At 55.8% G+C, this 24,943-nt stretch carries 18 protein-coding genes; 5 read left to right on the top strand and 13 right to left on the bottom strand.

Features of this window, described 5'->3' with window-relative positions; genetic code table 11:
• Positions 1–24 precede the first annotated feature (24 nt).
• The 13 genes from SADFL11_RS25210 to tpiA form a co-directional block, all read right to left on the bottom strand.
• Positions 25–195 (bottom strand): hypothetical protein, encoded by a 171-nt coding sequence (locus tag SADFL11_RS25210; protein WP_008196942.1) that lies wholly within the window; start codon positions 193–195, stop codon positions 25–27.
• 138 nt (positions 196–333) lie between these two features.
• Positions 334–4,902 carry a bifunctional DNA primase/polymerase gene (locus SADFL11_RS05330; RefSeq protein ID WP_081450456.1) on the bottom strand — a complete coding sequence of 1,523 codons (4,569 nt, stop codon included), beginning with the start codon at positions 4,900–4,902 and terminating at the stop codon, positions 334–336.
• Positions 4,903–5,238: 336 nt separating this feature from the next.
• On the bottom strand, positions 5,239–5,883 hold the full coding sequence (locus SADFL11_RS05325; protein WP_008192651.1) for a hypothetical protein: 645 nt from the start codon (positions 5,881–5,883) through the stop codon (positions 5,239–5,241).
• A 336-nt stretch (positions 5,884–6,219) separates the two neighbouring features.
• On the bottom strand, positions 6,220–6,705 hold the full coding sequence (locus SADFL11_RS05320) for a helix-turn-helix transcriptional regulator (RefSeq protein WP_040450517.1): 486 nt from the start codon (positions 6,703–6,705) through the stop codon (positions 6,220–6,222).
• Positions 6,706–6,952: 247 nt separating this feature from the next.
• On the bottom strand, positions 6,953–7,558 hold the full coding sequence (locus tag SADFL11_RS05315; RefSeq protein ID WP_008195920.1) for a hypothetical protein: 606 nt from the start codon (positions 7,556–7,558) through the stop codon (positions 6,953–6,955).
• An 83-nt stretch (positions 7,559–7,641) separates the two neighbouring features.
• Positions 7,642–7,827, bottom strand: a complete 186-nt coding sequence (locus tag SADFL11_RS05310) for a helix-turn-helix transcriptional regulator (RefSeq protein ID WP_040450520.1) — start codon at positions 7,825–7,827, stop codon at positions 7,642–7,644.
• 104 nt (positions 7,828–7,931) lie between these two features.
• On the bottom strand, positions 7,932–9,182 hold the full coding sequence (locus tag SADFL11_RS05305; protein ID WP_008194417.1) for a tyrosine-type recombinase/integrase: 1,251 nt from the start codon (positions 9,180–9,182) through the stop codon (positions 7,932–7,934).
• Positions 9,183–9,742: 560 nt separating this feature from the next.
• Positions 9,743–12,922, bottom strand: a complete 3,180-nt coding sequence (locus SADFL11_RS05295; protein WP_008193670.1) for an efflux RND transporter permease subunit — start codon at positions 12,920–12,922, stop codon at positions 9,743–9,745.
• Positions 12,923–14,086: an efflux RND transporter periplasmic adaptor subunit gene (locus SADFL11_RS05290; protein ID WP_040450522.1), complete on the bottom strand. Its 1,164-nt coding sequence runs from the start codon at positions 14,084–14,086 to the stop codon at positions 12,923–12,925. It lies immediately after the preceding gene.
• 1,277 nt (positions 14,087–15,363) lie between these two features.
• Entirely contained in the window at positions 15,364–16,188 is an 825-nt protein-coding gene (locus tag SADFL11_RS05285; RefSeq protein WP_008192118.1) for a VOC family protein, read from the bottom strand.
• Between the two features lie 30 nt (positions 16,189–16,218).
• Positions 16,219–17,847 carry a CTP synthase gene (locus SADFL11_RS05280; protein ID WP_008192600.1) on the bottom strand — a complete coding sequence of 543 codons (1,629 nt, stop codon included), beginning with the start codon at positions 17,845–17,847 and terminating at the stop codon, positions 16,219–16,221.
• 132 nt (positions 17,848–17,979) lie between these two features.
• Positions 17,980–18,372 (bottom strand): preprotein translocase subunit SecG, encoded by a 393-nt coding sequence (secG, locus tag SADFL11_RS05275; RefSeq protein WP_040450528.1) that lies wholly within the window; start codon positions 18,370–18,372, stop codon positions 17,980–17,982.
• Positions 18,373–18,482: 110 nt separating this feature from the next.
• The gene (gene tpiA / locus SADFL11_RS05270) at positions 18,483–19,241 is read right to left on the bottom strand and encodes a triose-phosphate isomerase (RefSeq protein ID WP_040450530.1); all 759 of its coding nucleotides are present in this window, start codon (positions 19,239–19,241) and stop codon (positions 18,483–18,485) included.
• Between the two features lie 206 nt (positions 19,242–19,447).
• Here tpiA and SADFL11_RS05265 point away from each other — a divergent pair, with 206 nt between their 5' ends.
• Genes SADFL11_RS05265 through SADFL11_RS05245 form a run of 5 tightly spaced genes read left to right on the top strand, consistent with a single transcriptional unit; the run spans position 19,448 to position 24,913 of the window.
• On the top strand, positions 19,448–21,367 hold the full coding sequence (locus tag SADFL11_RS05265; protein ID WP_040450532.1) for a SurA N-terminal domain-containing protein: 1,920 nt from the start codon (positions 19,448–19,450) through the stop codon (positions 21,365–21,367).
• Position 21,368: 1 nt separating this feature from the next.
• Positions 21,369–22,382, top strand: a complete 1,014-nt coding sequence (gene trpD, locus SADFL11_RS05260) for an anthranilate phosphoribosyltransferase (RefSeq protein ID WP_008191920.1) — start codon at positions 21,369–21,371, stop codon at positions 22,380–22,382.
• 3 nt (positions 22,383–22,385) lie between these two features.
• On the top strand, positions 22,386–23,198 hold the full coding sequence (gene trpC, locus SADFL11_RS05255; RefSeq protein WP_008194762.1) for an indole-3-glycerol phosphate synthase TrpC: 813 nt from the start codon (positions 22,386–22,388) through the stop codon (positions 23,196–23,198).
• Between the two features lie 3 nt (positions 23,199–23,201).
• Positions 23,202–23,708: a cyclic pyranopterin monophosphate synthase MoaC gene (moaC, locus tag SADFL11_RS05250; RefSeq protein ID WP_008196247.1), complete on the top strand. Its 507-nt coding sequence runs from the start codon at positions 23,202–23,204 to the stop codon at positions 23,706–23,708.
• Positions 23,708–24,913 (top strand): molybdopterin molybdotransferase MoeA, encoded by a 1,206-nt coding sequence (locus SADFL11_RS05245; RefSeq protein ID WP_008196418.1) that lies wholly within the window; start codon positions 23,708–23,710, stop codon positions 24,911–24,913. Before moaC ends, SADFL11_RS05245 begins: the two co-directional genes overlap by 1 nt.
• Positions 24,914–24,943 lie beyond the last annotated feature (30 nt).

Here is a 24,943-nt window from a genome sequence, read left to right as displayed (position 1 = left end):
TTGCTGATTGATTGACATTGATGGTTAGATTTTGGCTTGCGGCCGGTCCTCGCTGTTTAAGACGGTTCGAAGCAGGTGGTTTGCAAGGTTGGTGACCGTGCGCCCTTCTTTGGCTGCGATGTTTCGCATCATCGGCTCGATGTCGGATGCAAGACCGACTTTGAGCGGGTGCTGCTTGGGTGTTTTGACTTCCATTCCCTCAGGTTCCTCTGATTGCGTGGGCTTCATTGCCTCACAATTATGATCATCCTATGCGGCCCCTGAAATGGTCAAATCAGGTCAAATCTGGAATGGAAGTGAAAATTTGAACTGCGGGGATAACCCGCCCAACGCTTAGACAAGCTCAGCGCTGGGCCATATTTCACGCAACGCCGGGATGCAGGTGTTCTTATCCACCCAGACTGCAAACTCGCCGGTGTCGGTGCGGACGGTGACGCGATCCGTTAGATTTTTCGGGATAGATGCCTCATTCAATCCCGCCGTGGCAGCGTCAATGTCACCCCAGAGACCAGCTTCCACAGCCCGCTCAGCGTCGGTAGGCCAAACCTTGATGGTTTTCCCGTCCTCGACCTTAGAACCCCTCACAACGCGTTTCTGAGGCTTCTGTGCGGGTTTCTTCTCATTGCCAAACGTCGCAGTCGGGAAAGCCTTCAGAACCTTCTCACGGGCCTCCGCTTCACTCTCAGCAATGACGTATGCATCAGCCGTGACTTTTTGGCGGCCCAGCGCAGCCGTGTACGTCACCTTGATGGCGTCCGGCAACTGCGGAGCCCATGCATCCAGAAAGCGGTTGATGGCTCGCTTTGCTTGCTCGTTACTCTCACCCACACCCTTGAACGCCATATGCGCCGGGCTTGTCGAAATTAGATTGTGTTCGAAAAATGACGAACGCACCACCTCATCGCGTGGTGTTGCTGGTGTCCATTCGCCCGAAAACGAGTTCTCTCTCGTAAGAACAGTTTTTGAGCTGCAAAACCGTGAACCCTCTAATAATAGTACTCTCTTTAGGAACCACGGTTTTTGAGCTGTTTTTTGGTCATTCTGCGAAGTAGCTCGTTTTTCTTCATTAGAACAATCACTTAACCCTCTCAGAGCCCATTCACGGGACTTTTTGCCCAAAATGCCCTTGCTCGTTTTGAGGGTATAGTCGGGAAAAAGCTCGCTAAGGGTGTTCAGCAATTCATAGCCACCCCTCTCAAAATGTGACGAATGTAAGGCAATATTCACCCACGAACCACCTTCAGCCTTCACCTTAACCGTGCGCCAGTCGGACATATCGACGTTTACGTGTCCAAGGATTTTGAACGAACCACCATTGCGGGATGCCTCATTGGCAGCAGCAACAAGCGCCTTTATTTCTGGGTTGTTCTGCGTGGCGTCATCAATCCCCTCCGCAGTCATCTTGCCGACATCCACGCCGGTCAACCGCTTAATAGAGCCCAGCGCTCGAATACGTGCATCCATCAAACCACCCTTGCCGGTGATCCAGATGCCAGCCCCCAGGAGCGCACCAACCCATGACGCGGCGGCCTGATACTGTTCTCGGGTGAATGTGCCATCCACCACGCCGACATCGGTTGCGCTTAAGATGATTTGCGTATGCTGTTGATCTTCATCGATCCAGATGTCCCGGCTCCGCTTTGCAGCCTGATAAGGTTCACCAACGGATGTGGATCGCCGAACAGCCTCGACCACGGGGTCGGGATGATATTCGCCAATGTAACCATTCCGTCCGCCGTTGCGCTTTTCATAAACCCTACGCTCAGTTTCATACATATGAGGTTTCATCTCCTTAGTGTTTTCAATCTCATCAATATCCCGATCGGAAAGCATCCCGGCATAACGCTCCGCAACATTCCGGCGAATTGACGGCCGCGACAAAACGACAAGAGAAGCGCACCCCTTGAAGTGGTTAAGCCCCCGCGTTGCGTTGAAGTGCATTGTCGAGCCTTCCGGCATACCGTGCGCAAGGATCTCCTCCTCTACCCTCTTAGGACCTACCCAGCGGGCTTGCTCGCCATTGACCATGGTTAGAACGCTCATCAGTGCAGCATGATCCCGGCAGCGTTGCCGCTTCTTTTGATTGCGCTTGTCGAGCTCATCCGCCGACGATCCGGCCTCATAGCCGGAGCCCTCAACAAACTTGGAATATGAGAACCACGAGTCAAAACACTGCAGGCGGGTAACGCCCCGCCCATCGCCGACAGTGATCTTCACCTCATCGATGCCGGGGAACCTTCTCTCAAGCAGGAGGGGCTCAGCGCTGGCATCAAGAATGAGTGCCGGCACATGACCAATGCGATCCCAATCGACATCTTTGAACAGCCATGTGCTCGACATGATCCGGATTTCATCCTCCTCCTTTCCAGGTTCTGAAAGGACTTGGATCTCAGCGACTCTTTGATCGTCACTCTTTGAACGCTCTCGGGCCTGCCGGATACCGGCGATGATGCTGCGGATGCTCCGGAGTGCCTGATTGATTTTCCGTTGCTTGCCGAACTTCTTTTTGATGACATCAACGTCCGCCCGGTGCAGGCCATCGCCCTTGTTGATCGCCCAGGTCAAACGCCAGGAGAACCGCTCCGCCCGTGTCAGCGTATCGGCGCTTACGGTTGCGGTGCTCTCGATGCCGAAAGCCTCCGCCGGTATCTCGCCCTCAACAACCGGCCAATCTTCTTTCAGCTTGGCATATGTCAGCTTGTCGAGCGCCTCCGCGTCCTTCAGCCATCCCTGAAGCTTTACGACAGTGTTGCAGAAGTCCTCGACCATAGCGCTGGGCGCGCGTTCTACACCCTCCGCCGTCACCAATGACGCTGCATAGTCGGGATTCCGCTTCAGCTCATCTGCCCAATCGGTCTTGAGGCTTTCCACGTTTACGCCCTTGCGGGTATCGATAAACGATGTCGGTGTCACCTCATCGATGACCACAAGGTCAAACTCGCCGTAGAACGTCCTCTTGCCATCATCCAGGCGGTAAGTGCCGGACGGAAGATTCTCGATCGATGCATCACCGGCCACGATGACGATGCGCTTACCGGCACAATTCTGCTTATGGTATCCGCAAACCGGAGCTTCTCTCTTGAATTCTGGAATCTCATCTTCCGGCTTGCCCAGGAACTCATCAGGAATCCAACGCGCAGCGTGCGGACAGAAGCCGGTGGCGCCGTCACCGCAAAGATCGTTTCCAGATCCGCCCGCGATCGTCAGCTCCGCCCGCTCCAGCTTGCGCGGGCACATGAATGTGGAGTCGTCACTCTCCGGATCGACCAGCTGATCAGGTCCTTTGTAGTGACCGATGATCTCATCGGGGTTGAAACCCTCCGCTTTGAGGTATCCGGAAAGCTCCTTAACCGCCTGCCGTGCGAGACCGTGGTCCGGGATACGCCACAGAATGCGCCCAGGTTCCGAACGGTTGCCGGTAATCTTTAGTAATTCAGTTGCGAGCATGTAGGCGTTCTGAGACTTCCCAAGCCCAGCGGACCCATTGACAACCCGACGCGGAGGTTCCGGGTGTGCCAGAAGCTCCTGCTTCGGTCCGATGTCAAAGGCCTCATTGCTCTCTCTTATTTTCTTATTAGCCTTGCGGACTTCACCCTTGGCCGCCCACCATTTGCGGACGGCTTTCAGAAACTGCTTGTTGATCGCTTCAAAAACTTCAGTGCCAGCCTGCAAGGAGTCGTTTAGCCGCGCGTGCTTGCCCTCTTTGTGGCGTTGCATGCCGGGCTTGGCTGACTTGTCAATCGGCTTCGGAGTGTCGGGGTCCGGTTGCGGACGTGGTGCAGGTTCCCACGGTGGAAACTCTTCATCAATTTCATCTTGAAACAGCTCAAAAAGCATGTTCTCGGCCTCATTATATGAGACTCCGAACTTTGCTTGATAGAGCTTTGCGATACCATAAACACCGGTTGCCTTATCGACCACACGGCCCGGCGAGATCTCAAGCCATTGCGTGCGCTGGGCTGTAGGCCTGTTCGTTGACGATTTGCGGGTTGTGTTGACCGCGCGGAATCCATTGCCAACCCGCTGTATCCGGGCAAGCTCCAGTGGACGCATCCACCGCGCCATGTGATCGAATGACTCTGTTGCAAGATCTTCCAGGTACTTTGAAAAGCCATCCTTCTCATAGCTTTGACCGGAGCCAAGTGCAGAGCCCTTTCCGGCCAGATCGCCATGAACGCCCAACGCATCGAGAAGTGCTTGCCATGCGGTTTCATTTAGGCTTGGAAGATCATCGAGGCTTGAATCTTCTAGCGCGACATCGCCAACCCAGCGATAGCGTTTCCCAGAGGTGTGCATGGACGGCGGGACGATTGTTTGACGCCCGCTTGCAAGGATGTCGATCAAGTGATCGCCGACATGGAGCTTCCCCGGTAAGTGAAGGTCCGGATCTTCCAGTCGGACAAATACAGAAACACCCTTGCCACCAACCTTGGCAACGTAATCACCGCCCAGGCTGCGCGCCCAATCTTCCACGGCATCAACGATTCCGGGGTGGTCTGTGTCAACGTCAACGCAAACCAAGCCGTCGTTTAGGAGGACGCCGATATTGTGCGGGTAAGGGTTGCGGAGATTGTCACTCAGTCGCTCGACAGCGGTCTCAGCCGTGACGTTCTGCCAGCCGTCCAGAGGTCTATAAACCGGATCTCCGCACTCCGGATAAGGCAACCCGGGCCTGCGTGCGATCCATGCAAATTCTTCATCAGGCTGCCAGGGGTGACGAACCTTGTTTGCGCGCGCTGGCAACTTTCCGCCGTATGCAACTTGCAAGAACGCAAAACCGGCCGCAGCCAATTTAGGCGCAGCCGTATGAAACGGTGAATCTTGGGGAGCTTGAGTCTCGCAAGGGGCTTGATTTTTGCCAGTTTCTGCGAGTATATTGGGGTCATAGGCCGCAGCGGGCATTTTCTTTTCTTTCGTGCTTGCCAAGGCTCTGAGGCTCTTGACGTTGTGGTGGCGTTAATCCTTAGCGAATTCTGAGAGGTCGCTTGTCTTGCCGGACAGCGGCCTTTCTTCGTTTTAGGATCGAAGAGCGCTCCTGAAGTCTCCTCCTTTACGCATCGGAGGAGTACCGACGCGAAGACTTCAAGAGCTAGTGAAAGCAGTCTGCGGGACGCGACAAACAATGGTCAAGCCACCCGCAAGAGGCAAAACCGCAGCTATAACACATGGTTATGCCGCGGTATTTTTTCATAAGTTTTAGTTATAAATGATCACCACAACGGGTCCGGCTCCCTGCCATCACGCGGCCTCCGGCACGGGTGCCGTCACCAGACCGTCCGATCGCGGCATCATCCAAACGATCTCGAATTCTTCGCGGTCATTCAACGCGACCAGCACGTCACTCTTTTTGATGTCGGCATAGTGAATGGCGGGGTTTTCGTTGCGGCGGCCAGGACGGCTTCCACGAATGGAGAACTCACGGGCTGTTTTAAGGTCGGTTGTCCAGCTGCAGCCCAGGTCAATTGACGCCTCCTGCCCCCGGTAAACGCGGAACGTTTCCGGAAGCGAGTCGTAGAATTCCCGGTCGCAGTCCTTCATGACGGCACGGGCAATCTTGCCAAGGTCGAGATCCGAACTCGGCAGACCGAACTGATGATAGAAATACTGAAAACCACCATGCGGCACAAAATCAAAACAACTCATGTGCTCGGCAAGTGACCAGATGAAAAATACCTGCTGAAGGTCCCATGAACCCATGCCGGACAGCTCCAGATCTTCAAGTGCGGAATAGACCGTGTTTGGCCGGTCCCAGGACGAGTCAAAACCTATGTCGGCATCGAGCTTCTGCATCAGAAGTTTGGCGAGCATGACGGTATCCGGGTGAAGGTCTGTTTCTTCCTGCAGCCGGAATGATGCGTTTTCAATTGAGGTGAATTCTGACATCAGCCCAGGCCTCCCTCTGCGATCATGCGGACGGTTGACCAGCCGATCGCGGACCCGGCCAGTAGGCTGCAGATGTAACAATAGAGGGTGCTTGCCGTTTCGACGGCGCTTGATGTAATGTTCATAAGGTCAGGACCTTTCTTCTTTGCTGTTGAACGTTTTGACATTCCAGGCCGGTTAGGAGCCCCAACTCCTAATCGGCTTTCTTTTTAGCCCGTTTGGGCTTTTACTCAATTTTGAGTAATACCCAGTTTTGGGTAATTGCAATAAAATCAGAAACTTGCAGACATGCCCTGAGATTTAAGGTCATCTCGCTCCCCAATTTTGGGGAGCAACTTACAAGCAAACACGCCCAGGGAAATTGTCATGCGACTCAGCCGGGTCAACATGGATGCTTTCCGCCGTGATTTCGTTCTGCCCGGCAAAAACAGCGATATCACCATGCTCGCTTTTGACGGCTCCCAGGCGGTCAATAACCTCACTGATCTTGAGAGCGATCGGCGCCGGTCCCTTTTCATTCCACGCCTTGTCACGATCAAATAACTGCGGCTTGAACGCGCGCGCTTCGACGGGCGATGTCATTTTCGGCGGGTCCAGCTCGCTGCCGTCCTCCGCGCGGTATTCATCGGAAAGTTTGCCGATCAACTGGCGATCGTCCTTTTGATCCCGCAGCCATGCGACCACCTCATCGCGATCCCAGATGCGAGAGCGCCCACCTGGGCGCATAGCCGCCGGGAAAGTCGGGATTGCGACGTACTTCTCCGCAGTGCGCTCGCTTACGAGGCATAGCTCAGCCACGCCGGTGATATCGATTGTGTGCATTGAATTAACTCCTTGGTTTGGTGCAACTGAATACATGATTGCTGAAGTAACCAACACGAGTCAACACTTCGAAATGAAATATAGAAAAGTCTATTGAGAGTGAAAGAGAGTCTTCGAGATTGTTCTGGATTGTATTTACTTGTTTTGGCTGATTTCTGCGACTCCTGATCAGGTGATATTCATTTTTCTATTATCCACAAGGGTTGGGATAACTTGCCGCGGCAAACGCCCAGCCCTCGCCCGGCCGCTATGCGGCCCTAGGCTTCACCGCCTTGGGCGCCGGGCAATGAATGACAGGACAGTCATCAAAAACCTTCTCGACCTCCGCCCGCTCACTGGCATCCAGGCCAATCGTGACCGCGCAATGAATGCCGTCCAGAGTCGCCGCATCATACAGGTCGGAGAACAGCGTATAGCGCCCCAGGCCTCTTGCAGGCTTGCTGAAGTGATTGTCCCGGATAGAACCGGCTAACCTCGAAACCACCCTCTGCCCGACGATGACAAGGCTGGCCTCGACCATCATGCTCGCGTCGAAAGCGCCCTTGCAGTCTAGGACGTATCCATCGCCCTCACCCCTTGCCAGGGCATCGCTCACCGCATTTGTGGACGCACTGAATCCGTCCTTCTCAGTCGGGCGATCAAGGGTCAAACCCTGGCGGTCTGCCTCCCAATAGATCGCCAACTCATCTTTGACGATCGCCTTCAGGTCTTTGTCTGGTTTGCGGGTGTCGATCGAGGAGATCAGCGTTTCCTCGCAGATGCCGTTCGGGGTTGGCAGTGCCCATAGGACGGCATCGGGGATTGGATTCGCAGACAGGACAACTCCGGCGCGGCTTGCATTGCAGTAAATCATCGGGAAGGCCTCCTTTCAGGTTGAACTCTGAGAGGATCGCCCGGCGCATATAGAATGATCCAGCCCCCGCCCGGCGCCGTGAGTCATGTCACCGCCCGGCGCGATTCAAGCCATGCGGTCAATTCATGCTCAGCAAAGCCTATACGGCTTCCAGACAGCTTGAACGGTTTAGGAAAGCTTTCGTCCCGCTTCCGAATGCGGGCAAGGGTGGCGATGCCGATGCCGAACCTCTTGCAGACTTCGGCGGGGGATATAAGTTGCATGTCCATTTTGAGACCTCCTGTTTTCAGTCGATCTCACCAATAATCAGCACCTATCAGCGATAGCAACAACCCGAACACATCATATTGTGCCGCGAGTCTACGCCCTCACATCATGTGGCGATCAGTCGTTTTAACTCAGCCTCCCAAGCCATCGCCACGCCCCGCATCGCTCCAATATGTTCGTGATCGTCGCCCACGTTGTAAGTGCCAGCCACCCCTGCCCGATGCCCTGAAATGTGGTTCACAAACCGCTCGACAGCCTCCGCCCGGCAACCTATCCGGCTGCAGTGCGTCGAGAGCGTCCGGCGCAAATCGTGCGGTGTGAAGTGCTCCAGCCCCATGGCCTCATAGTTTCGGTTGATCGCTTTCGACATCACACCCACCGCCGTTGGAACCCATCGCTTGGGAATCGATCGTGTCAGGGATGGAAAGATCAGATCGGTTTCATCGCCGCGCTTTCGTTGCGCCAACGCCCGCGCCTCATTGATCAGGTCGAGCGCCATCGGTGACATCGGCACGATATGCTCCTCGCCGTTCTTGGTTCGATCAGCGGACAGGAACCACAGATCATCTGCGATGAATTCAGATTCCCGCATCCCGTAAATCTCCTCTGTCCGCTGGCCGGTAAGTAGCCGGAGCCGGAGAGCGATCTTTGTCACTTGATCAAGTGGAACCGCGTCCAACCCATGCCAGAACGCTGCCACCTCGTTTATGGTTTCATTGACGCGCAGATAACGCTTGCGCCGTACTGGTTTGATTTTCAGCTTCCGGCCAAGCAATGGGTTTTCGGCAATCCGGCCGCGCTCATGGGCCTCATTGAACAGATGCCGGAGCGTTGCGAACAGTGCCGACGCCATCCGCTTTTTATCCGCAACCTCATAAGGCTCCCAGACCGACGCCAGGACGCTGTAATTCACCTTTGAGAGCCTTATGTCGCCAACCTTGGGAAGGATCACGTTATCGAGTTGCCGCTCGCGCTCGCGCAGCGTGTTTGGCTTCAGATCGATGATCGTCATATACCACGCGACCAGATCCCGGATCGTCTCCGCACCTTTGAGCTCTTTCCGGAGTGTCGGATCGTCACCGCCATCTACAATGGCTTTCACTGCGAGCGCCTTCTTGCGGGCATCCTTCACCGGCAATGCTGGCCACTCGCCCAGCTCCAGTCGGCGATTCTTGCCCTTGCCGTCCTTACCTACCTCAACCGGCGATCGGAACCGGCAAACCCAGGTTTTCTTTCCGGCCGGTGTTACGCGCAGCTTTAGGATGCCAACACGCCCGGCGCCGGTGTCGTTGATATCGATCGGCTTCTCGACGGTGATCTTTTTGATACTGCTTTCGGTAAGTGCTGGGATGTCCATTTGAGCGCCTTTTGGGTGTCACGGTCGCGGGCATAGCACCCACGTAGCACCCAACGCGTAACGGATTCCGGCAAGCGATTCAACGGTTTTCCGCTATAGATTATTGAATAGACTGAGTTTTTTGATGTCAGGTTTTATCAGGCTGCATCAGGAAATATCGATAAAAACTGACTTTTAATCAGTAGGTCCAGGGTTCGAACCCCTGTCGGCTCACCAAATTTCCTCCACGAAAATTATCAGATCCCGCTGGAAGCGCAATCATAGATATTGCAACTCCTCAATCAAGCTCGTTCAACCATGGGCCTGCAGCCTTTTCATTGCATTGGAGCAGCAGCGCTTAGCACGGCCTCGGGAAGCAAATCGATTCTGCATTTCAGAATCAATTGCAAACCGAATTACTGCAGACGCAACGAGCGTCTTTTCTAAGAACAACACGCAGGCATCTGTTTTTGATCCCGACCATCGTCGATAGGATGCCAGCGATGCACCCGAAAGGCTGATACAAAAAAGGCTCCGAATTGCTCCGGAGCCCTTTTGCCTTGCACAGAGTAAGCCGCAGCTTATGCCGGCTGAGCGCCTGTCTCACCGCCTGTCTCACCGCCTTCAGACGGCGCCTGTGGCGGCTTGGAGCCGAACCACCCCTTGACCGTCTCGCGCATGCTCTGGAGGCTGGCATAAAGAACCGGAATGAGTATCACGCCAATTGTGGTTGCGAAGAACATTCCGCCAAAGACAGCAAAGCCGATCGCTTTCTGGCTGGCCGCGCCGGCACTCGATGCGGTCATCAATGGAACGACCCCAAGAAGGAACGACAATGCCGTCATCATAACGGCCCGGAACCTCAAATGCGCGGCCTCAATGGCCGCGTCCTTGATCGACATGCCATTTTCGCGTTGTTCAATCGCGAATTCGACGATCAGGATCGCATTCTTCGCCCCAAGACCGATCAACATGATCATACCGATCTGGGTATAGAGGTTGACATCCCCACCGGTCACCGCCACCGCCACCAACGCACCAAGAAGCGCGAATGTGACCGACATCAGGATCGCCACGGGCATCGTCCAACTCTCATACTGAGCCACCAGGAAGAGATAGGTGAAAATGACCGACAGCATGAGAATGAACATCACGATCGAACCGGAGCCTTGCTGCTGTTGCGCTGTGCCCGTCCATTCATAGGCATACCCCGGAGGCATCGCTTCCACCGCCGCTTGCTCAACAGCATTGATCACGACACCCGTCGATGCGCCGGGCGCCGGATCGGCCATGAGGGCCGCGGAACGGAACATGTTGTATCGAGTCAGGATCTGCGGTCCGAGTACATTTTCCGTTGTCACCAAACTGCGCAAGGGCACCATGGTTCCGTCGGCTGAGCGGACATAGAGATTACCAATGTCATCCACTCGGTCACGGAACTGTCCCTCGGCCTGGATCATGACTTTGTAAACGCGGCCGAAAATGTTGAAGTCGTTGATATAGTACGAACCAAGATAAGCTTGCAGCGTTGTGAACACGTCTGACACGTTCACCTGAAGCGTTTTGGCCTTCTCACGATCGAGATCGACAAACACCTGCGGGACATTCGCGCGGAACGTCGAATAGGCCCTTGCAATCGCGGGGTTTTGGTTCGCCGAGTAGACCATTGACCCCACGGCAGATGCCAGGTCCTGCGGACTGCCGCCCGCTGTCTGCTGCAGCATCGCCTGAACACCGCCGGTGGTCCCAAGGCCCGGGATCGGTGGCGGGTTAAAGGCGATGATGTTTGCGCCAGGGATCGTTGAAAACTCCGCCCAGAACTTGCCCAAAATTGAATTGATATCGAGCCCTGGTTCCTGGCGCTCATCCCACCCGGTCATTGTTGCAATCACCAGCGCAGAATTCGAAGAGGTGGCCCCATTGAGGATCGAGTATCCATTCACAAGGACGATGTTTTCAACACCCGGAGTCTTGGTCGCCAAATCCACGACCTGTTGCGTGACACCCTCTGTCCGTCCAAGCGCAGCCCCATCCGGGAGCTGAACATCGACCATCAGGTATCCCTGATCTTCGAGCGGCAAGAAGCCCTGCGGCAATGTGCTGCCGAGCGTCATGATCATGGCCACCGCACCGGCGACCACCACCAACGACAGGACAGCAACACGCACCAAGCGGCGCACAATCGCCGTATACCCATCACGGATCGACATGATGCCACGGTCAAATATACCCATGATACCCTTGGGCGGACCGGACCGTGCCTTCAGGATGAGGCCACAGAGTGCCGGAGACAGCGTCAACGCATTGATCGAAGAAATGACTACCGAAACGGAAATCGTAACCGCAAACTGAGAATAGAGCTGGCCGGTGATCCCCGGCATAAAGATGGTCGGAACGAAAACCGCAAGCAAAACCAGAGTTGTTGCAACAACAGGGCCGGTAATCTGCAACATCGCTTTGGCCGTGGCTTCCTTCGGCCCAAGCCCCTCATCCGCAATGATGCGTTCGACGTTCTCGACGACGACAATCGCGTCATCCACCACGATCCCGATCGCCAGCACGAGCGCGAACAAGGAGATGGTGTTCAGCGACATTCCAAGCGCAAGAAGAACACCAAACGTTCCGATGAGAGAGACCGGGATGGCAACAGTCGGGATAATCGTCGCCCGCCAATTCCCCAGGAAGATAAACACGACCGACACAACCAGCAGGAAGGTCAGGAACAGGGTTGAAATCACGTCGTTCAAAGACTGCTGCACGAAATCCGTGGTGTCGAACGGCACTCCATATTCAACATCTTCCGGGAAGTTTTCCGAGAGCGACACAAGACGTGCTTTCACAGCGTCTGCAACCGCGAGCGCATTCGCGCCGGGTGCCTGGTAGATCGCCAGGACAGTCGACGGCTGACCGTTGAACTGACCGCTCGCATTGTAGAACTGCGCGCCGCGTTCAACGCGGGCCACATCCCCAATGGTCACAACCGCGCCATCGGAACCGGTCCGCAAAACGATCTGCTCGAATTGTTCAGCTTCCGCCAGACGGCCTTCTGCCTTGATCGTGTATTGGAATTGCTGTCCAGCCGGAACAGGTGGCGCCCCGATCTGGCCCGCTGCCACTTGAATGTTCTGATCACGAACCGCGTTGATAAAGTCGGTCGGCGTCATGCCAAGGCTGGCAAGGCGGTCCGGATCCAGCCAAATACGCATCGCGTAAGCGAAGTCGGTCATAACATCGGCGCGACCAACCCCCTGAACACGCGCAAGCGAATCCTTCATGTAGATCGAAGCATAGTTCGACAGGAACAACTCATCATACGTGCCGTTCGGCGAATAAAGCGTGACAACCAGCAGCATGTTCGTGCTGGCTTTTTGCACGGTCACCCCGTTTTGCGTCACTTCAGACGGCAACTGGCTGGCCGCCTGGCTGACTCGGTTCTGCACGTTGACCGTCGCGATATCCGGGTCCGTTCCGACGGCAAAGGTGACATTGAGTGAATAATTGCCGCTGTCGTTGCTCGTCGACTGCATGTAGATCATGTCGTCAACGCCGTTCACCTGCGCCTCAATGGGCGCTGCAACCGTTTCTTCCAAAACCTCGGCGTTCGCACCTGTATAGGTGGCTGCAACGTTCACCACCGGAGGGGTAATATTTGGAAATTGCTCGACCGGCAGGGACACATATCCCAACAAGCCGGCGAGCGTAATCACAATCGAAATGACCAGCGCGAATTTCGGCCGGTAGATAAAAAAGCGTGAAAACATTTAGCTGCTCTCCGCCGGCTGTGAGGCAAGAACCGGATCGACCTCAACGCCCGGGCGGACTTTCTGCAGCCCTTCGACAATCACTTCAGCGCCCTCATCGAGGCCTTTTTTGACAACGAAATTCGTGTCGACCTGCTGGCCCAGATCGAGATAGACCTGCTTCACGGTTTTGTCGTCGGCGACCTGAAGCGCAAAATCACCCTGCTGATCCCGCTGGATTGCAGATTGCGGCACAACAAGGGCTGTTTCTGTTTCCGGAGCCTCAAGAATGACGGTGACATATGTCCCAGCCAGTAGACGGATGTCCTTATTGGTAAACTGGCCACGGAAAGCGATCGTCCCGGTGGTTGGGTCGACTGCGTTGTCGATATAGACAATCTTTCCAACTTCCTCATATTGCTGGCCATTCGGAAGGATCAGCTTGATATCGGGAGACTTGCTCGCATCAATGTCAGATGGGTTGATACCGTGGTTCTGTACAGCATTGAGATATTCCGACTCGCTCACAGAGAAATTCACATAGACAGGTGCAAGTCGAATGAGTTTGGCAAGCGGCTGGGTGTTCGGGCCGACAACTTCGCCCACGCTGTAGGTCGTCTTGCCCATCTGGCCGGGGAATGGCGCAGACACATCCGTATAGCTGAGGTTCAACTCTGCTTGTTTCTGGGCTGATTCCGCGGCCTCGACCAAGGCTTCAGCTTGCTCTTTCTGAGCCAGTGTCGCTTCGTATGCGGCTTCCGACACATGGCCTTTTTCAAAAAGATCCTTGTCGCGCTTTTCATCAGCAGCCTTCAGCGCCGCATCCGCCTTGGCGCTGGCAACATCTGCCTTGGCCTTCAACAGCGATGCTTCATATTGGGCCTTTTCAATTGTGAAAAGCTGATCGCCTTTTTTAACGACCGACCCATCCGGAACGGCCTTGTTTTCCAGGAACCCACTAACCCGGGCCACGAGGTCAACCTGATCAACAGCAGCGACTTGACCAACAAAACGCGCACTCTGTCGAATGTCGGTTTTTTCAATCTTCGCAACTGTCACTGCCGGAGGCGGTGGTGCTTCAGACTGCTGGTTTGTGCTGTCATCAGAACATCCTGCGAGGACAGCAGCAGCTAACAACGGTGCAGCGGCGAAACGGGTTTTGAGGCTAAAACGCTCAAAAAACATAAGGGTAGGCTCCCACGTGATGGCCGATCCGGCCAGACCAGTGATTTGCCTTTCACTATAAAAGGAGTTCCCGTTTCAACAAGCGATTATTCAACTTTCACAGCGCGCAAGTTTCAGAAGCCGCTGGAGTATTTTCAACGAACCACCCGAGCGAAGACCTGAATATCTGCAGAATTGTTGCACTAAAGTGGCCAGACGAATGAACTGGCAAAGGATTTCCGAAGTTTCCACAAACGCACGGGAAAGCGCCTATTCACGGATCACCTCACGCATGATGTTCGGTTCAGCGGCCACCACCGCTTCCGACTCGCCGAGGCGGCGGTTCAATATATTTACCGCCAACGTAGGTGCCGGGTTCACCTGGCGTTGGGCCGGATCCCCCACCCGTGGTTGGGGAACACCCAACCAACACCGCGCCGATCAGCAGCGTTTGGACAAGAACACGTATTGACCTCTTGGACTGATAAGCATTCATGAGACAACGTCCATCCAAATCTTCCGGCTAAACGCGCATGTCGCATTCCACACCTTGCGCCTGAAGCGATTGTCATATCTTGAAGGCGATTTTGAGCTTTATCAAGAGCCCGCAGTGGACCATTTGGCGCAGTTTAGCGCCCGCCGCCCATCCCGCTGCCGACAAATCGAGGCGGCGGGGCATTATACTTGCCGTTCGTGAAAGTCCCGACTTCTGCTGTCGAACCTTGACCGCTGTTTGTGGTTGGAGAACACCCAACCAACACAGCGCCAGTTAACAGCATTGGAACGAGAAACCGGGATGCAATTTTTAGTCTTTCAGATTTCATCAAACGCCATCCATTCAAACATTCTTACAGTTTCGCTCATCCGCCCTAACCCTGTCGGCGCAAGAGCCAACTGCCAGCAGGCTACTGCTAATAAGCTCGGGTGGGGACGATGGATCGGTATGAGCTGGTCAGCGCCCACCGCCAGACTGTCCGCGTCCGACTTGCCGTGGCGGCGGCTCAATATACGTTCCATTAGAAAAACCACTGGTGCTTCCGCCAGTATTGGCGGTCGGCGAGCAGCCAGCCAACACAATCGCCGAAAGTGCGGCAATGGCAATCTTTGGCGCCAAAGCCTCAAACCGCATCTTGATCATGACAATCACACGCTCCGAGATCCAAATCGCGAGACGAAACCGATCGCGTTCTTAGTCGGATATATTGCGACTTAGAGTTTCAACAAGGGCTGTCGCGAAGACGTGACTGGCAGTGGTGACAGCCATCCCTGCATGGCAGAGGCGGTCTGAGAAGCGAGAATCAGCCAGCCGGGCTTAAGATAAGCGTCAGGCCAAACAAATCATTTGCAGGCACCACTTGGCGCGTTTTCAGACCTTTGCAGCCGACTTCGAGCGCTGCGATTTGCGGAAGATCGCCTGACACAGCATCGGCGGCCTTATCCCCGATCAAGGATCTATAGGCGCGCGGATTAAGAACCACGACCTGACCACGTGCTGTTTCAAGTTCAAGGCCAAGGCTGGTTGCCCGCATCTCCCGCTGGCCAGTGAAACCACCCAAGAACTCGTGATGATCAGACGGATCCTTGGCGATCATGTAAACAGCTTTGACGGTCTGAGCGCCATTGGCATGGTTTTGCACCGCTGGCTGCCAGAAGTTCTCCGGAAAACGGTTGTGGCAGGTGAAGTAACCGATCTCACAGCTCTCAGGATCTCCAACGATTGTCAGATCAAACCCCACTTGCGCCTTCGTTCCATCCGGCCGGTTGGCCACCCGTTCAAATGAAAACGGGTCATAAAGCTGCAAACCGGCCTGTTCGAAATCGGACCGGTCTATCTTGGGATCCACACTGTCGAGGACCAGCATGCTGGCCCCTTCCCGCTTTTTCAGGAATGCCCGGTTGAAGCCGCCGAAAGAGAACGTTGAGCCCTGAGTTTCCGTGATCAGGCTGTCGTCGGCGATGGAGAGGATTTCAATGAAAAAGCCGTCCAACTGAATCAGCCGGTTGGCAGTTCCCCAGGAATGGCGATTTTCCGGCGATGCCGTGAACCCGAGCCGCTCGAAAGCCGCAGCGGCGGCCGCAAGGTCATGAACGGGCATTACGACATGATCCAGGCCGCGCACCATTACTTCAACTCCATTTCCTGAAATGCGACCTTAAACCAAACGGCTTTGACGCATAGCTGCACCGACGAAGGATGCAAAGAGCGGATGTGGTTCAAACGGACGTGATTTCAGTTCCGGGTGGTACTGAACGCCGATGAACCAAGGATGGTCCTCGATCTCAACCGTTTCCGGCAGAACGCCGTCCGGAGATGTCCCGGCAAAGATCAGACCGCAGTTTTCAAGACGATCCCGGTAATCGATGTTCACTTCATAGCGGTGACGGTGACGCTCGGAAATCGACGTTGAGCCATAGACCTCGGCAATTTTCGAGCCCGGCTTCAAGGCCGCCGGATAGGCACCAAGACGCATCGTGCCACCAAGATCGCCATCCTGAACGCGCATTTCCTTGGCATTACCCTTGGTCCACTCGGTCATCAGTCCAACAACAGGTTCACTGGTTGGGCCGAACTCGGTGGAGCTCGCTTCCTTGATTCCGGCAAGGTTGCGGGCCGCTTCAACGACCGCCATCTGCATACCGAAGCAAATCCCGAAATACGGAATGTCCCGGGTCCGCGCATAATGTGCAGCTGCGATTTTGCCTTCCGCGCCACGCTCGCCAAAACCGCCGGGAACCAGAATACCGTGGACACCCTCCAGGTAGGGGCTCGGATCTTCCTTCTCAAAGGTTTCCGATTCGATCCATTCCAGATTGACCTTCACCCGGTTGGCAATCCCGCCATGAACCAGAGCCTCGATCATGGACTTATAAGCGTCCTTCAGAACGGTGTATTTGCCGACGATGGCGATTTTAACCTCGCCCTCAGGATTGGCAACGGCCTCGGAAATACCCTTCCAGCGGTCGAGCACCGGCGCCGGGGCCCCTTTGATGCCAAATGCCGCAAGGACTTCATCATCGAGGCCTTCCTTGTGATAGGCAATCGGCACGTCATAAATGGATTTGACGTCATAAGCCGGGATGACTGCAGTCTCGCGGACGTTGCAGAACAGGGACAGCTTGCGCCGTTCATTTTCCGGGATCGGCCGGTCACAGCGGACCATGAGAATGTCCGGCTGAATACCAATTGATCGCAGCTCTTTTACAGAGTGTTGTGTCGGCTTGGTCTTCATCTCCCCAGCCGCCGGAATGTACGGCATCAGGGTCAGGTGAACATAGACCGCATCGCCCCGTGGCAGATCATTGCCGAGCTGTCGGATTGCTTCAAAGAACGGCAAACCTTCGATGTCGCCGACCGTGCCGCCGATTTCCACGAGCACGAAGTCGTAGTCTTCGTTTCCACTTAGGACGAAATTCTTGATCGCATCGGTGACGTGCGGAATCACCTGCACTGTGCCGCCGAGATAGTCACCACGCCGTTCCTTGGCGATAATGTCCTGATAAATTCGGCCGGTAGTGATGTTGTCCTGCTGGTTGGCAGGACGCCCGGTGAACCGCTCATAGTGACCGAGATCAAGGTCCGTCTCGGCCCCGTCGTCGGTGACATAGCATTCGCCATGCTGATACGGGCTCATTGTGCCCGGATCCACGTTCAAATACGGATCGAGCTTACGAAGCCGAACCTTGTAGCCCCGGGACTGGAGCAGAGAGCCCAGTGCAGCCGAAGCAAGACCTTTTCCTAGCGAGGAGACCACGCCGCCGGTAATGAAGATGTATCGCGCCATGGAGCAATACCATATCCTTTCGAAAGGTCATTTGACCATTCGGGAGTTACGTTCTTAACACATAAAAATGCCCTGCGATTTGGGCCGCAGGGCATATGTTAGGCGAATAGGCCGGGTTCCGGCGCCGCTCTGTTACTGAGCAGCTGGAACCTGTGGCCCGGAGGGTTGGCTCTGTTGTCTGAGCGAATCGAGAATTCCGCCGCCGCCAGCACCGGTGTCTGTGTCGGCGCCAGGCGCACCAGGCGCATCGCTGGTTGCAGCTGGCGCAGCATCAAGGATCGATGCCGGACTGTCTTCGTTGGATGCGATCAGGCTGAGCGTCAGCGATGTTGCGAAGAACGCAACAGCAAGAATGGCCGTCGCACGTGTTAACACGTTGGCTGTTCCGCGGCTGGACATCAATCCGCCGCCTCCACCGCCGCCGCCGCCCATGCCGAGCGCACCGCCTTCAGAGCGCTGCAGGAGGACAACAAGCACCAGGGCCAGAACGACCATAAGGTGTATCACGATGACTACGGTTTCCATCGGCTTCCGTTCAGTTCAAAATACAAGATTGGCGGCCTTCTACACCACAAGTAGGCTGCTTACCACCCATGAATTGATGCTTCTTGTTCAAAGCGTCAAGGTTCGGTGATTTATTGATAGGCAGCAAGGATACCAAGGAAATCGTCGGCCTTGAGGCTGCCGCCGCCCACGAGTGCTCCATCAACGTTGTCCACAGCCATCAGTTCTGCTGCATTTCCGGGTTTCACCGACCCACCGTAAAGCAGACGCATGGCACTTCCCTCGGCGCCAAGCCGCTTGGCAAGATCGACCCGCATAGCTTCATGCATTTCGGCCACATCACCCGCTGTCGGGGTCAATCCGGTTCCGATTGCCCAAACCGGCTCGTAAGCAATGACCGTGTTTTGCGCAGTTGCGCCATCCGGTACAGAGCCCGCCAACTGGCGCTCAACGACGGCTACTGCCTCGCCGGCTTTCCGTTCCGCCTCGGTTTCGCCGACGCAGATGATGGCGACAAGACCAGCTGACCAAGCCGCTTGGGCTTTGGCATTCACATCTGCATCCGTCTCGCCATGATCGGTGCGGCGCTCTGAGTGGCCAACGATGACCGCCTTTGCACCCGCATCCGCGATCATTCCCGCGGAAAGATCACCGGTATGCGCACCCGATGCCGCCGCGTGGCAGTCTTGTGCACCAATTGCCATCACGTTGCCGGTCACTTTTTCGGAAAAGGACGCGATCAAGGTCGCCGGTGGGCAAATCATCACATCCACGCAATCAGCCAAATCGTCCGAAATCCCAGCCAGCATCTTGTGAAGCTCTGCCTGGCCGGCCTTCAGACCGTTCATCTTCCAGTTTCCGGCCACCATCGGCTTGATCGGTGTGCTCATTCATCTCTCCTGCAGATCCGCATTTTTGCGCCTATAGACCAGATGCAAAGCCGCCATGCAATGGGTCAGCAAAATGTCATGAAGATGTTTGTTCTTGCCGCCTTGCTCGTTTATGAAGGCCTCATTATGATCCGCCCGCTCCGCTAACGAGCCGGACCACGGCGCCCGACAGGCGCCCGCATGAGACGAAAGAAACGGGAGACGTCATGCTTGACTCATTGCGCAAGGGCGCAGGTACCTGGATTGCAAAACTGTTCATCGCCCTGCTGATCTTCAGCTTCGCGATCTGGGGTGTGACAGATTTCCTCCAGGGCTACGGCCAAAACACGGTCGCCAAGGTCGGCGAAAAAGAAGTCTCCCTATTGGAATTTGACCGAATGTACCGCCAGGACCTGAACCGGCTTGGCCAACAATTCGGACGTCCATTGACGCCGCAAGAAGGTGCATCGCTCGGAATTCCGCAACAAGCGCTGGCCCGCCTCATTGGCCAGGCGGCGATGAGCAATGCCGCACAGGAGCTGAAAGTCGGCATCTCCGACGATCGCCTGGGCGCTATCATCCAGTCGGATCCGGCGTTCCAGGGCGCTTCCGGGCGGTATGACCGCAGCCGCCTTCAACAGGTGCTGAACGCCAATGACTACCGGGAAGATGAATACGTGGTCCTGCGCCGTCAGGAAGCAGAACGCGGCCAGGTGATCGAAGGCCTCATCGGCGGCATGAGCGCGCCGCAAGCTTACCTTGCAGCGTTCGACGCCTTCCAGAATGAAACCCGCTCCGTCGAGTATGTTGCCATAGCGGCGGAACAGATTGGCGACATCGAGGACCCGGCAGAAGATACCCTTGTCACCTACTATGATGGCAAGAAGGCTGACTTCCGGGCTCCCGAATACCGCGAAATCAGGTATGTCGAACTTGTCCCGTCTGCCCTTGCGCGTCCTGAGGACATCACGGACGCGGACGCCCGCTCAGAATATGATCGCCGGATTTCCGACTTCGCTGAACCAGAGCGCCGCCGTGTGCGCCAGCTGTCGTTCAACTCCGATGAAGATGCACAGGCTGCGGCTCAAGCCCTGGCGGGCGGCAAAACCTTCGCGGACCTGATGGCAGACCGCAATCTGACCAACAATGATGTCACGCTCGGTGTCATGTCTCGTGCAGATTTCCTCGACGATGCGATCGGGGACGCAGCGTTCACGCTTTCCGCGGGCGATACCAGCGATGTCGTCGAGGGCCGTTTTTCCAACGTTATCGTGAACGTGGAAGAAATCATTCCGGCAAACACGACCCCCTTCGCAGATGTGCGGGACGAGATTGTAGAAGAGCTCGCACTGGAACAGGCTGAACGCGAAATCCTCGATCTCCTCGATGAAGTCGAAGACGCGCGCGCGGGCGGCGCCCTTCTTGACGAAATCGGTGAGCGGTTTTCCTTGGCGGTCAAAAGCACCGGCTCTTTTGACCGCGACGGCAAGACCACAATTGAGACCGACGCCATTCTGCCGGATGCGGAAGGCCTGATTGCGGGCGCGTTCGACAGCGATATCGGCATTGAAAACGACGTCCTTCAAATCGGCAATCGCGGATACCTCTGGTACGACGTAACCAGCGTCACTCCGGAACGAGATCGCGATCTCGATGAAGTACGTGATCAGGTTATTGCTGCCTGGAAATCGGATCAGCTGAACGAACGGCTTAGCCAAAAGGCAACGGATCTGCTGGCGAAAGCCGAGAGCGGCACAAGCTTGGGCGACCTTGCAGCGGCCGAAGGCGTATCTGTTCAAACCGCAGAAGGTGTCACGCGCAGTATGCCGACCGGCGATCTTGGCAGTGATGCTCTCACTGCGATCTTCGAAGGGCCGGCAGGCTCTGTTGCGACAGCCGAATCTGCGGACGGCAACGGCCGGGTTGTTCTAAAGGTCACCGGTTCTGAGATCCCCGAGTTTAGCCCTGAGACATCAGAAGTCACGGCGCTTGAAGGTCAGCTCTCCCAGCAGGTTCAAAATTCCTTGCTGGATCTGTTTGTCGCGGAACAGGAAACCCGGGCTGGTGTTGAAATCAACAGCGCGGCTGTTGCGCAAGTTATGGGCTTGAACCCGGACGGAACGGCTCACAGCGGCAGCGGAATGTAAAATGCAGAGCTTCAAGGACTATATATCTAAGGTCGCGGATGGCCATTCGCTGACCTTTGAAGAGGCCCGGAATGCGTTCGACATCATCTTGAGCGGTTCGGCAACGCCATCGCAACTCGGAGGCTTTCTGATGGCCTTGCGGGTGCGCGGTGAAACCGTTGCTGAAGTAACCGGCGCCGTTGCCACAATGCGCGAGAAAATGCTGCCCGTCGATGCACCGGCAGATGCGATTGATATTGTTGGCACCGGTGGAGACAATTCCGGCAGCTACAACATCTCGACCTGCACGGCGCTGGTTGTCGCCGGCTGCGGTGTGCCTGTCGCAAAACATGGCAACCGCTCGCTGTCTTCCAAATCGGGCGCGTCCGAAGCTCTCGTCGAACTGGGTGTTGATATTGACGTCACCCCGGACGTCATTTCCGACTGCATTTCCAAAGCCGGCATCGGCTTCATGTTTGCCCCGCTTCATCACGCTGCCATGAAAAATGTCGGCCCGACGCGTATGGAATTGGGCACCCGGACGATTTTCAATCTTCTTGGGCCCCTATCCTGCCCGGCCCGCGTGAAACGCCAGATGACCGGCGTCTTCGATCGCAAATGGGTCGAGCCTGTCGCCCAGGCCTTGAAGGAACTCGGGACAGAAAAAGCCTGGATCGTTCACGGATCTGACGGCATGGATGAGATCACGACCACCGGCCCGACATTCGTCAGCGAGTTGTCAGGCGGCGAAATCCGGTCATTCGAAGTCACGCCCGCAGACGCTGGTTTGCCGGAAGCAAAACTTGCGGATCTGAAAGGCGGCACGCCAGCGCAAAACGCCAAAGCCCTTCGTGAAGTCCTCGCTGGTGCAAAAAACGCGTACCGGGATGTCGTGCTCTTCAACGCAGCTGCATCCCTGATCGTTGCGGACAAGGTCACCGACCTTAAGGAAGGCGTTGCAATGGCCGCCCAGTCTATTGATTCAGGGTCTGCTGCCAGCACATTGAACGAACTCGTCGCAGTCTCGAACGGATAAGACATGGCCGACATACTTCAAAAAATCGAAGCCTATAAACGCGATGAGATCGCAGCTGCCAAGGCAGCAGTCTCTTTCGACGATCTGAAGGCACGTATTCAGGATGTGAGTGCATCGCGCGGTTTTCAAAAAGCCCTTGAAACCAAACATGCTGCTGGCGACTACGCTCTGATTGCCGAGATCAAAAAGGCGAGCCCTTCCAAGGGACTTATTCGCGAGGATTTCGATCCGCCGCTGCTTGCAAAAGCATACGAGGCGGGAGGCGCTGCATGCCTGTCCGTTCTGACCGACACGCCTTCTTTCCAGGGCAAGCCAGAGTTTTTGACCGCGGCTCGTGATGCCGTCAGCCTCCCTGCCCTGCGCAAGGATTTTCTCTACGACACCTATCAGGTCTACGAAGCGAGAGCCTGGGGCGGGGACTGTATCCTGATCATTCTCGCTGCGATCGATGACGACACGGCGAAGGCGCTCGAAGACACGGCGTTTGAGCTCGGCATGGACGTCCTTCTGGAGGTTCACAATGCAGAGGAGCTGGAACGCGCGCTCAAGCTGTCGTCTCCTTTGATGGGCATCAACAATCGAAACCTGAAGACATTCGAGACCAAACTGGAAACCAGCGAAGAACTGGCGACGATGATCCCTGATGACCGGATCATCGTCGGCGAATCTGGACTGTTCACGCCAGCTGATCTTGCGCGGATGAACAAGGTAGGCATTTCCACCTTCCTCATCGGTGAGAGCTTGATGCGTCAAGACGACGTCGCCTCAGCCACGAAGTCTCTTCTTGCCAAAGAAACACTGTCAAAGGCAGGTTGACACGTGGCTGAACCGACCCTCACACATTTGGATGCAGCTGGTGCGGCCAACATGGTCGATGTCTCCGAAAAGGAAACAACACATCGGATCGCTGTTGCGCGCGGGCACATCACCATGCGTGCTGAAACTCTGGAACTCATCCGCTCCGGGAACGCCAAAAAAGGCGATGTCATCGGAACTGCCCGGATTGCGGGCATCTTGGCTGCCAAAAAAACCCACGAGCTTATCCCGCTCTGTCACCCGCTGATGCTGTCCAAGGTGAACGTCGACATTGAGCCGGATGATAGTCTTCCGGGCCTTGTCGTTACGGCGACCACAAAAGTGAGCGGCCAAACCGGTGTTGAAATGGAAGCGCTGACAGCGTGTTCGCTGACTTGCCTTACCATCTATGACATGGCCAAGGCCGTCGATCGCGGCATGGTCATCGGAGATATCCGCCTTGTTGAAAAGGCTGGCGGAAAATCCGGTCACTGGACATTGGAAAAGGACGGCAGCGAGGGCGGCACCTGATGAGCCTGATGCCGGTTTCGGAGGCCCTTGATAAGCTCTTGAAAGGCGTTGCTCCTCTGGAGGCGGAGACTGTACCGCTGGAGGCAGCCAATGGCCGGTTTCTCGCACGGCCCCTCGCCTCAACGCGAACACAGCCGCCATTTGCGGCATCCGCGATGGATGGCTATGCGATCCGGCGCTCCGATTTGACATACGGGCTAACAGAACTCGACGTCATCGGCGAAGCTCCGGCAGGTCATGGATATTCCGGACAGGTTGGTCCGGGACAAGCGGTTCGGATCTTTACAGGCGCCCCGGTTCCAGATGGCGCCGACACAATCTTGATCCAGGAAAACGCCGAACGTTCCGATGGTCGTATCAAGGTTCTGGAAAACCCCGCAAAAGGTGCGTTCGTTCGCGCGGCCGGTCTGGATTTTTCAGAAGGCGACATCCTCCTAAATCCACCGTTGAAACTCGACTATCGGCATTTGGCTCTTGCCGCTGCGATGAACCATGCGGTCTTGACCGTCGTGAAGCGGCCCAAGGTTGCCATTCTCGCGACAGGCGACGAACTTGTCCGGCCAGGCGGCAGACCCGGCCCTGACCAAATCATTGCGTCCAATCATGCCGGCATTGCGGCGATGGTTGAGGACTGCGGCGGGGAACCGCTCGACCTTGGCATTTCACCCGATGAACCAAAGGAACTTGCGGCTTGCGTTAAGCGGGCCATTACCGAAGAGGCCGACATTCTTGTAACCCTTGGCGGCGCGTCCGTCGGCGATCACGATCTTGTACAGGATGTTCTTGGTAATGAGGGGATGGACCTGTCGTTCTGGCGGATCGCTATGCGCCCCGGAAAGCCTCTGATGGCGGGCCGCCTCGGGAAAACAAAGGTTCTCGGGCTTCCGGGAAACCCGGTATCCAGTCTCGTGTGCGGTCTTTTGTTCTTAAAACCGCTCATCGCAAAAATGCTAGGCGCTCCGAATGGTTCGGCAACTCCAAAAGAAGCAATCTTGGCCGAGGCGATCGGAGAAAACGACCGGCGTCAGGACTATGTGCGTGCAATGCTCAGTGAAGACGCTGATGGCCGGCTGATTGCAGCTCCGTTCCCAAAGCAAGACAGCTCAATGCTGGCCCTTCTGGCAAAATCGGGCGGATTGATTGTACGCCCGCCGTTTGCACCGGCTGAGCCCGCAGGTGCTGCTGTTCCTGTATTGGTTCTCTGACGGATCAGTATAAACGAGCGGAAGCAGCAT

The sequence above is a fragment of the Roseibium alexandrii DFL-11 genome (assembly GCF_000158095.2).
GTDB classification, from domain to species: Bacteria; Pseudomonadota; Alphaproteobacteria; order Rhizobiales; family Stappiaceae; genus Roseibium; species Roseibium alexandrii.
The sequence above is the reverse complement of the archived record's forward strand: the minus strand, read 5'-3'. Positions and strand labels throughout refer to the sequence as shown.

What these genes read in the sequence shown, in the direction of transcription:
- trpD (WP_008191920.1), top strand. Translation starts at nt 21,369, where the DNA reads ATGCAGAGCTTCAAGGACTATATATCTAAGGTCGCGGATGGCCATTCG.
- SADFL11_RS05285 (WP_008192118.1), bottom strand. Translation starts at nt 16,188, where the DNA reads ATGGTGCGCGGCCTGGATCATGTCGTAATGCCCGTTCATGACCTTGCG.
- secG (WP_040450528.1), bottom strand. Translation starts at nt 18,372, where the DNA reads ATGGAAACCGTAGTCATCGTGATACACCTTATGGTCGTTCTGGCCCTG.
- SADFL11_RS05325 (WP_008192651.1), bottom strand. Translation starts at nt 5,883, where the DNA reads ATGTCAGAATTCACCTCAATTGAAAACGCATCATTCCGGCTGCAGGAA.
- SADFL11_RS05265 (WP_040450532.1), top strand. Translation starts at nt 19,448, where the DNA reads ATGCTTGACTCATTGCGCAAGGGCGCAGGTACCTGGATTGCAAAACTG.
- SADFL11_RS05310 (WP_040450520.1), bottom strand. Translation starts at nt 7,827, where the DNA reads ATGGACATGCAACTTATATCCCCCGCCGAAGTCTGCAAGAGGTTCGGC.
- SADFL11_RS05330 (WP_081450456.1), bottom strand. Translation starts at nt 4,902, where the DNA reads ATGCCCGCTGCGGCCTATGACCCCAATATACTCGCAGAAACTGGCAAA.
- SADFL11_RS05320 (WP_040450517.1), bottom strand. Translation starts at nt 6,705, where the DNA reads ATGCACACAATCGATATCACCGGCGTGGCTGAGCTATGCCTCGTAAGC.
- SADFL11_RS05315 (WP_008195920.1), bottom strand. Translation starts at nt 7,558, where the DNA reads ATGATTTACTGCAATGCAAGCCGCGCCGGAGTTGTCCTGTCTGCGAAT.
- SADFL11_RS05245 (WP_008196418.1), top strand. Translation starts at nt 23,708, where the DNA reads ATGAGCCTGATGCCGGTTTCGGAGGCCCTTGATAAGCTCTTGAAAGGC.
- trpC (WP_008194762.1), top strand. Translation starts at nt 22,386, where the DNA reads ATGGCCGACATACTTCAAAAAATCGAAGCCTATAAACGCGATGAGATC.
- tpiA (WP_040450530.1), bottom strand. Translation starts at nt 19,241, where the DNA reads ATGAGCACACCGATCAAGCCGATGGTGGCCGGAAACTGGAAGATGAAC.
- SADFL11_RS05305 (WP_008194417.1), bottom strand. Translation starts at nt 9,182, where the DNA reads ATGGACATCCCAGCACTTACCGAAAGCAGTATCAAAAAGATCACCGTC.
- SADFL11_RS05295 (WP_008193670.1), bottom strand. Translation starts at nt 12,922, where the DNA reads ATGTTTTCACGCTTTTTTATCTACCGGCCGAAATTCGCGCTGGTCATT.
- SADFL11_RS25210 (WP_008196942.1), bottom strand. Translation starts at nt 195, where the DNA reads ATGGAAGTCAAAACACCCAAGCAGCACCCGCTCAAAGTCGGTCTTGCA.
- SADFL11_RS05280 (WP_008192600.1), bottom strand. Translation starts at nt 17,847, where the DNA reads ATGGCGCGATACATCTTCATTACCGGCGGCGTGGTCTCCTCGCTAGGA.
- SADFL11_RS05290 (WP_040450522.1), bottom strand. Translation starts at nt 14,086, where the DNA reads ATGTTTTTTGAGCGTTTTAGCCTCAAAACCCGTTTCGCCGCTGCACCG.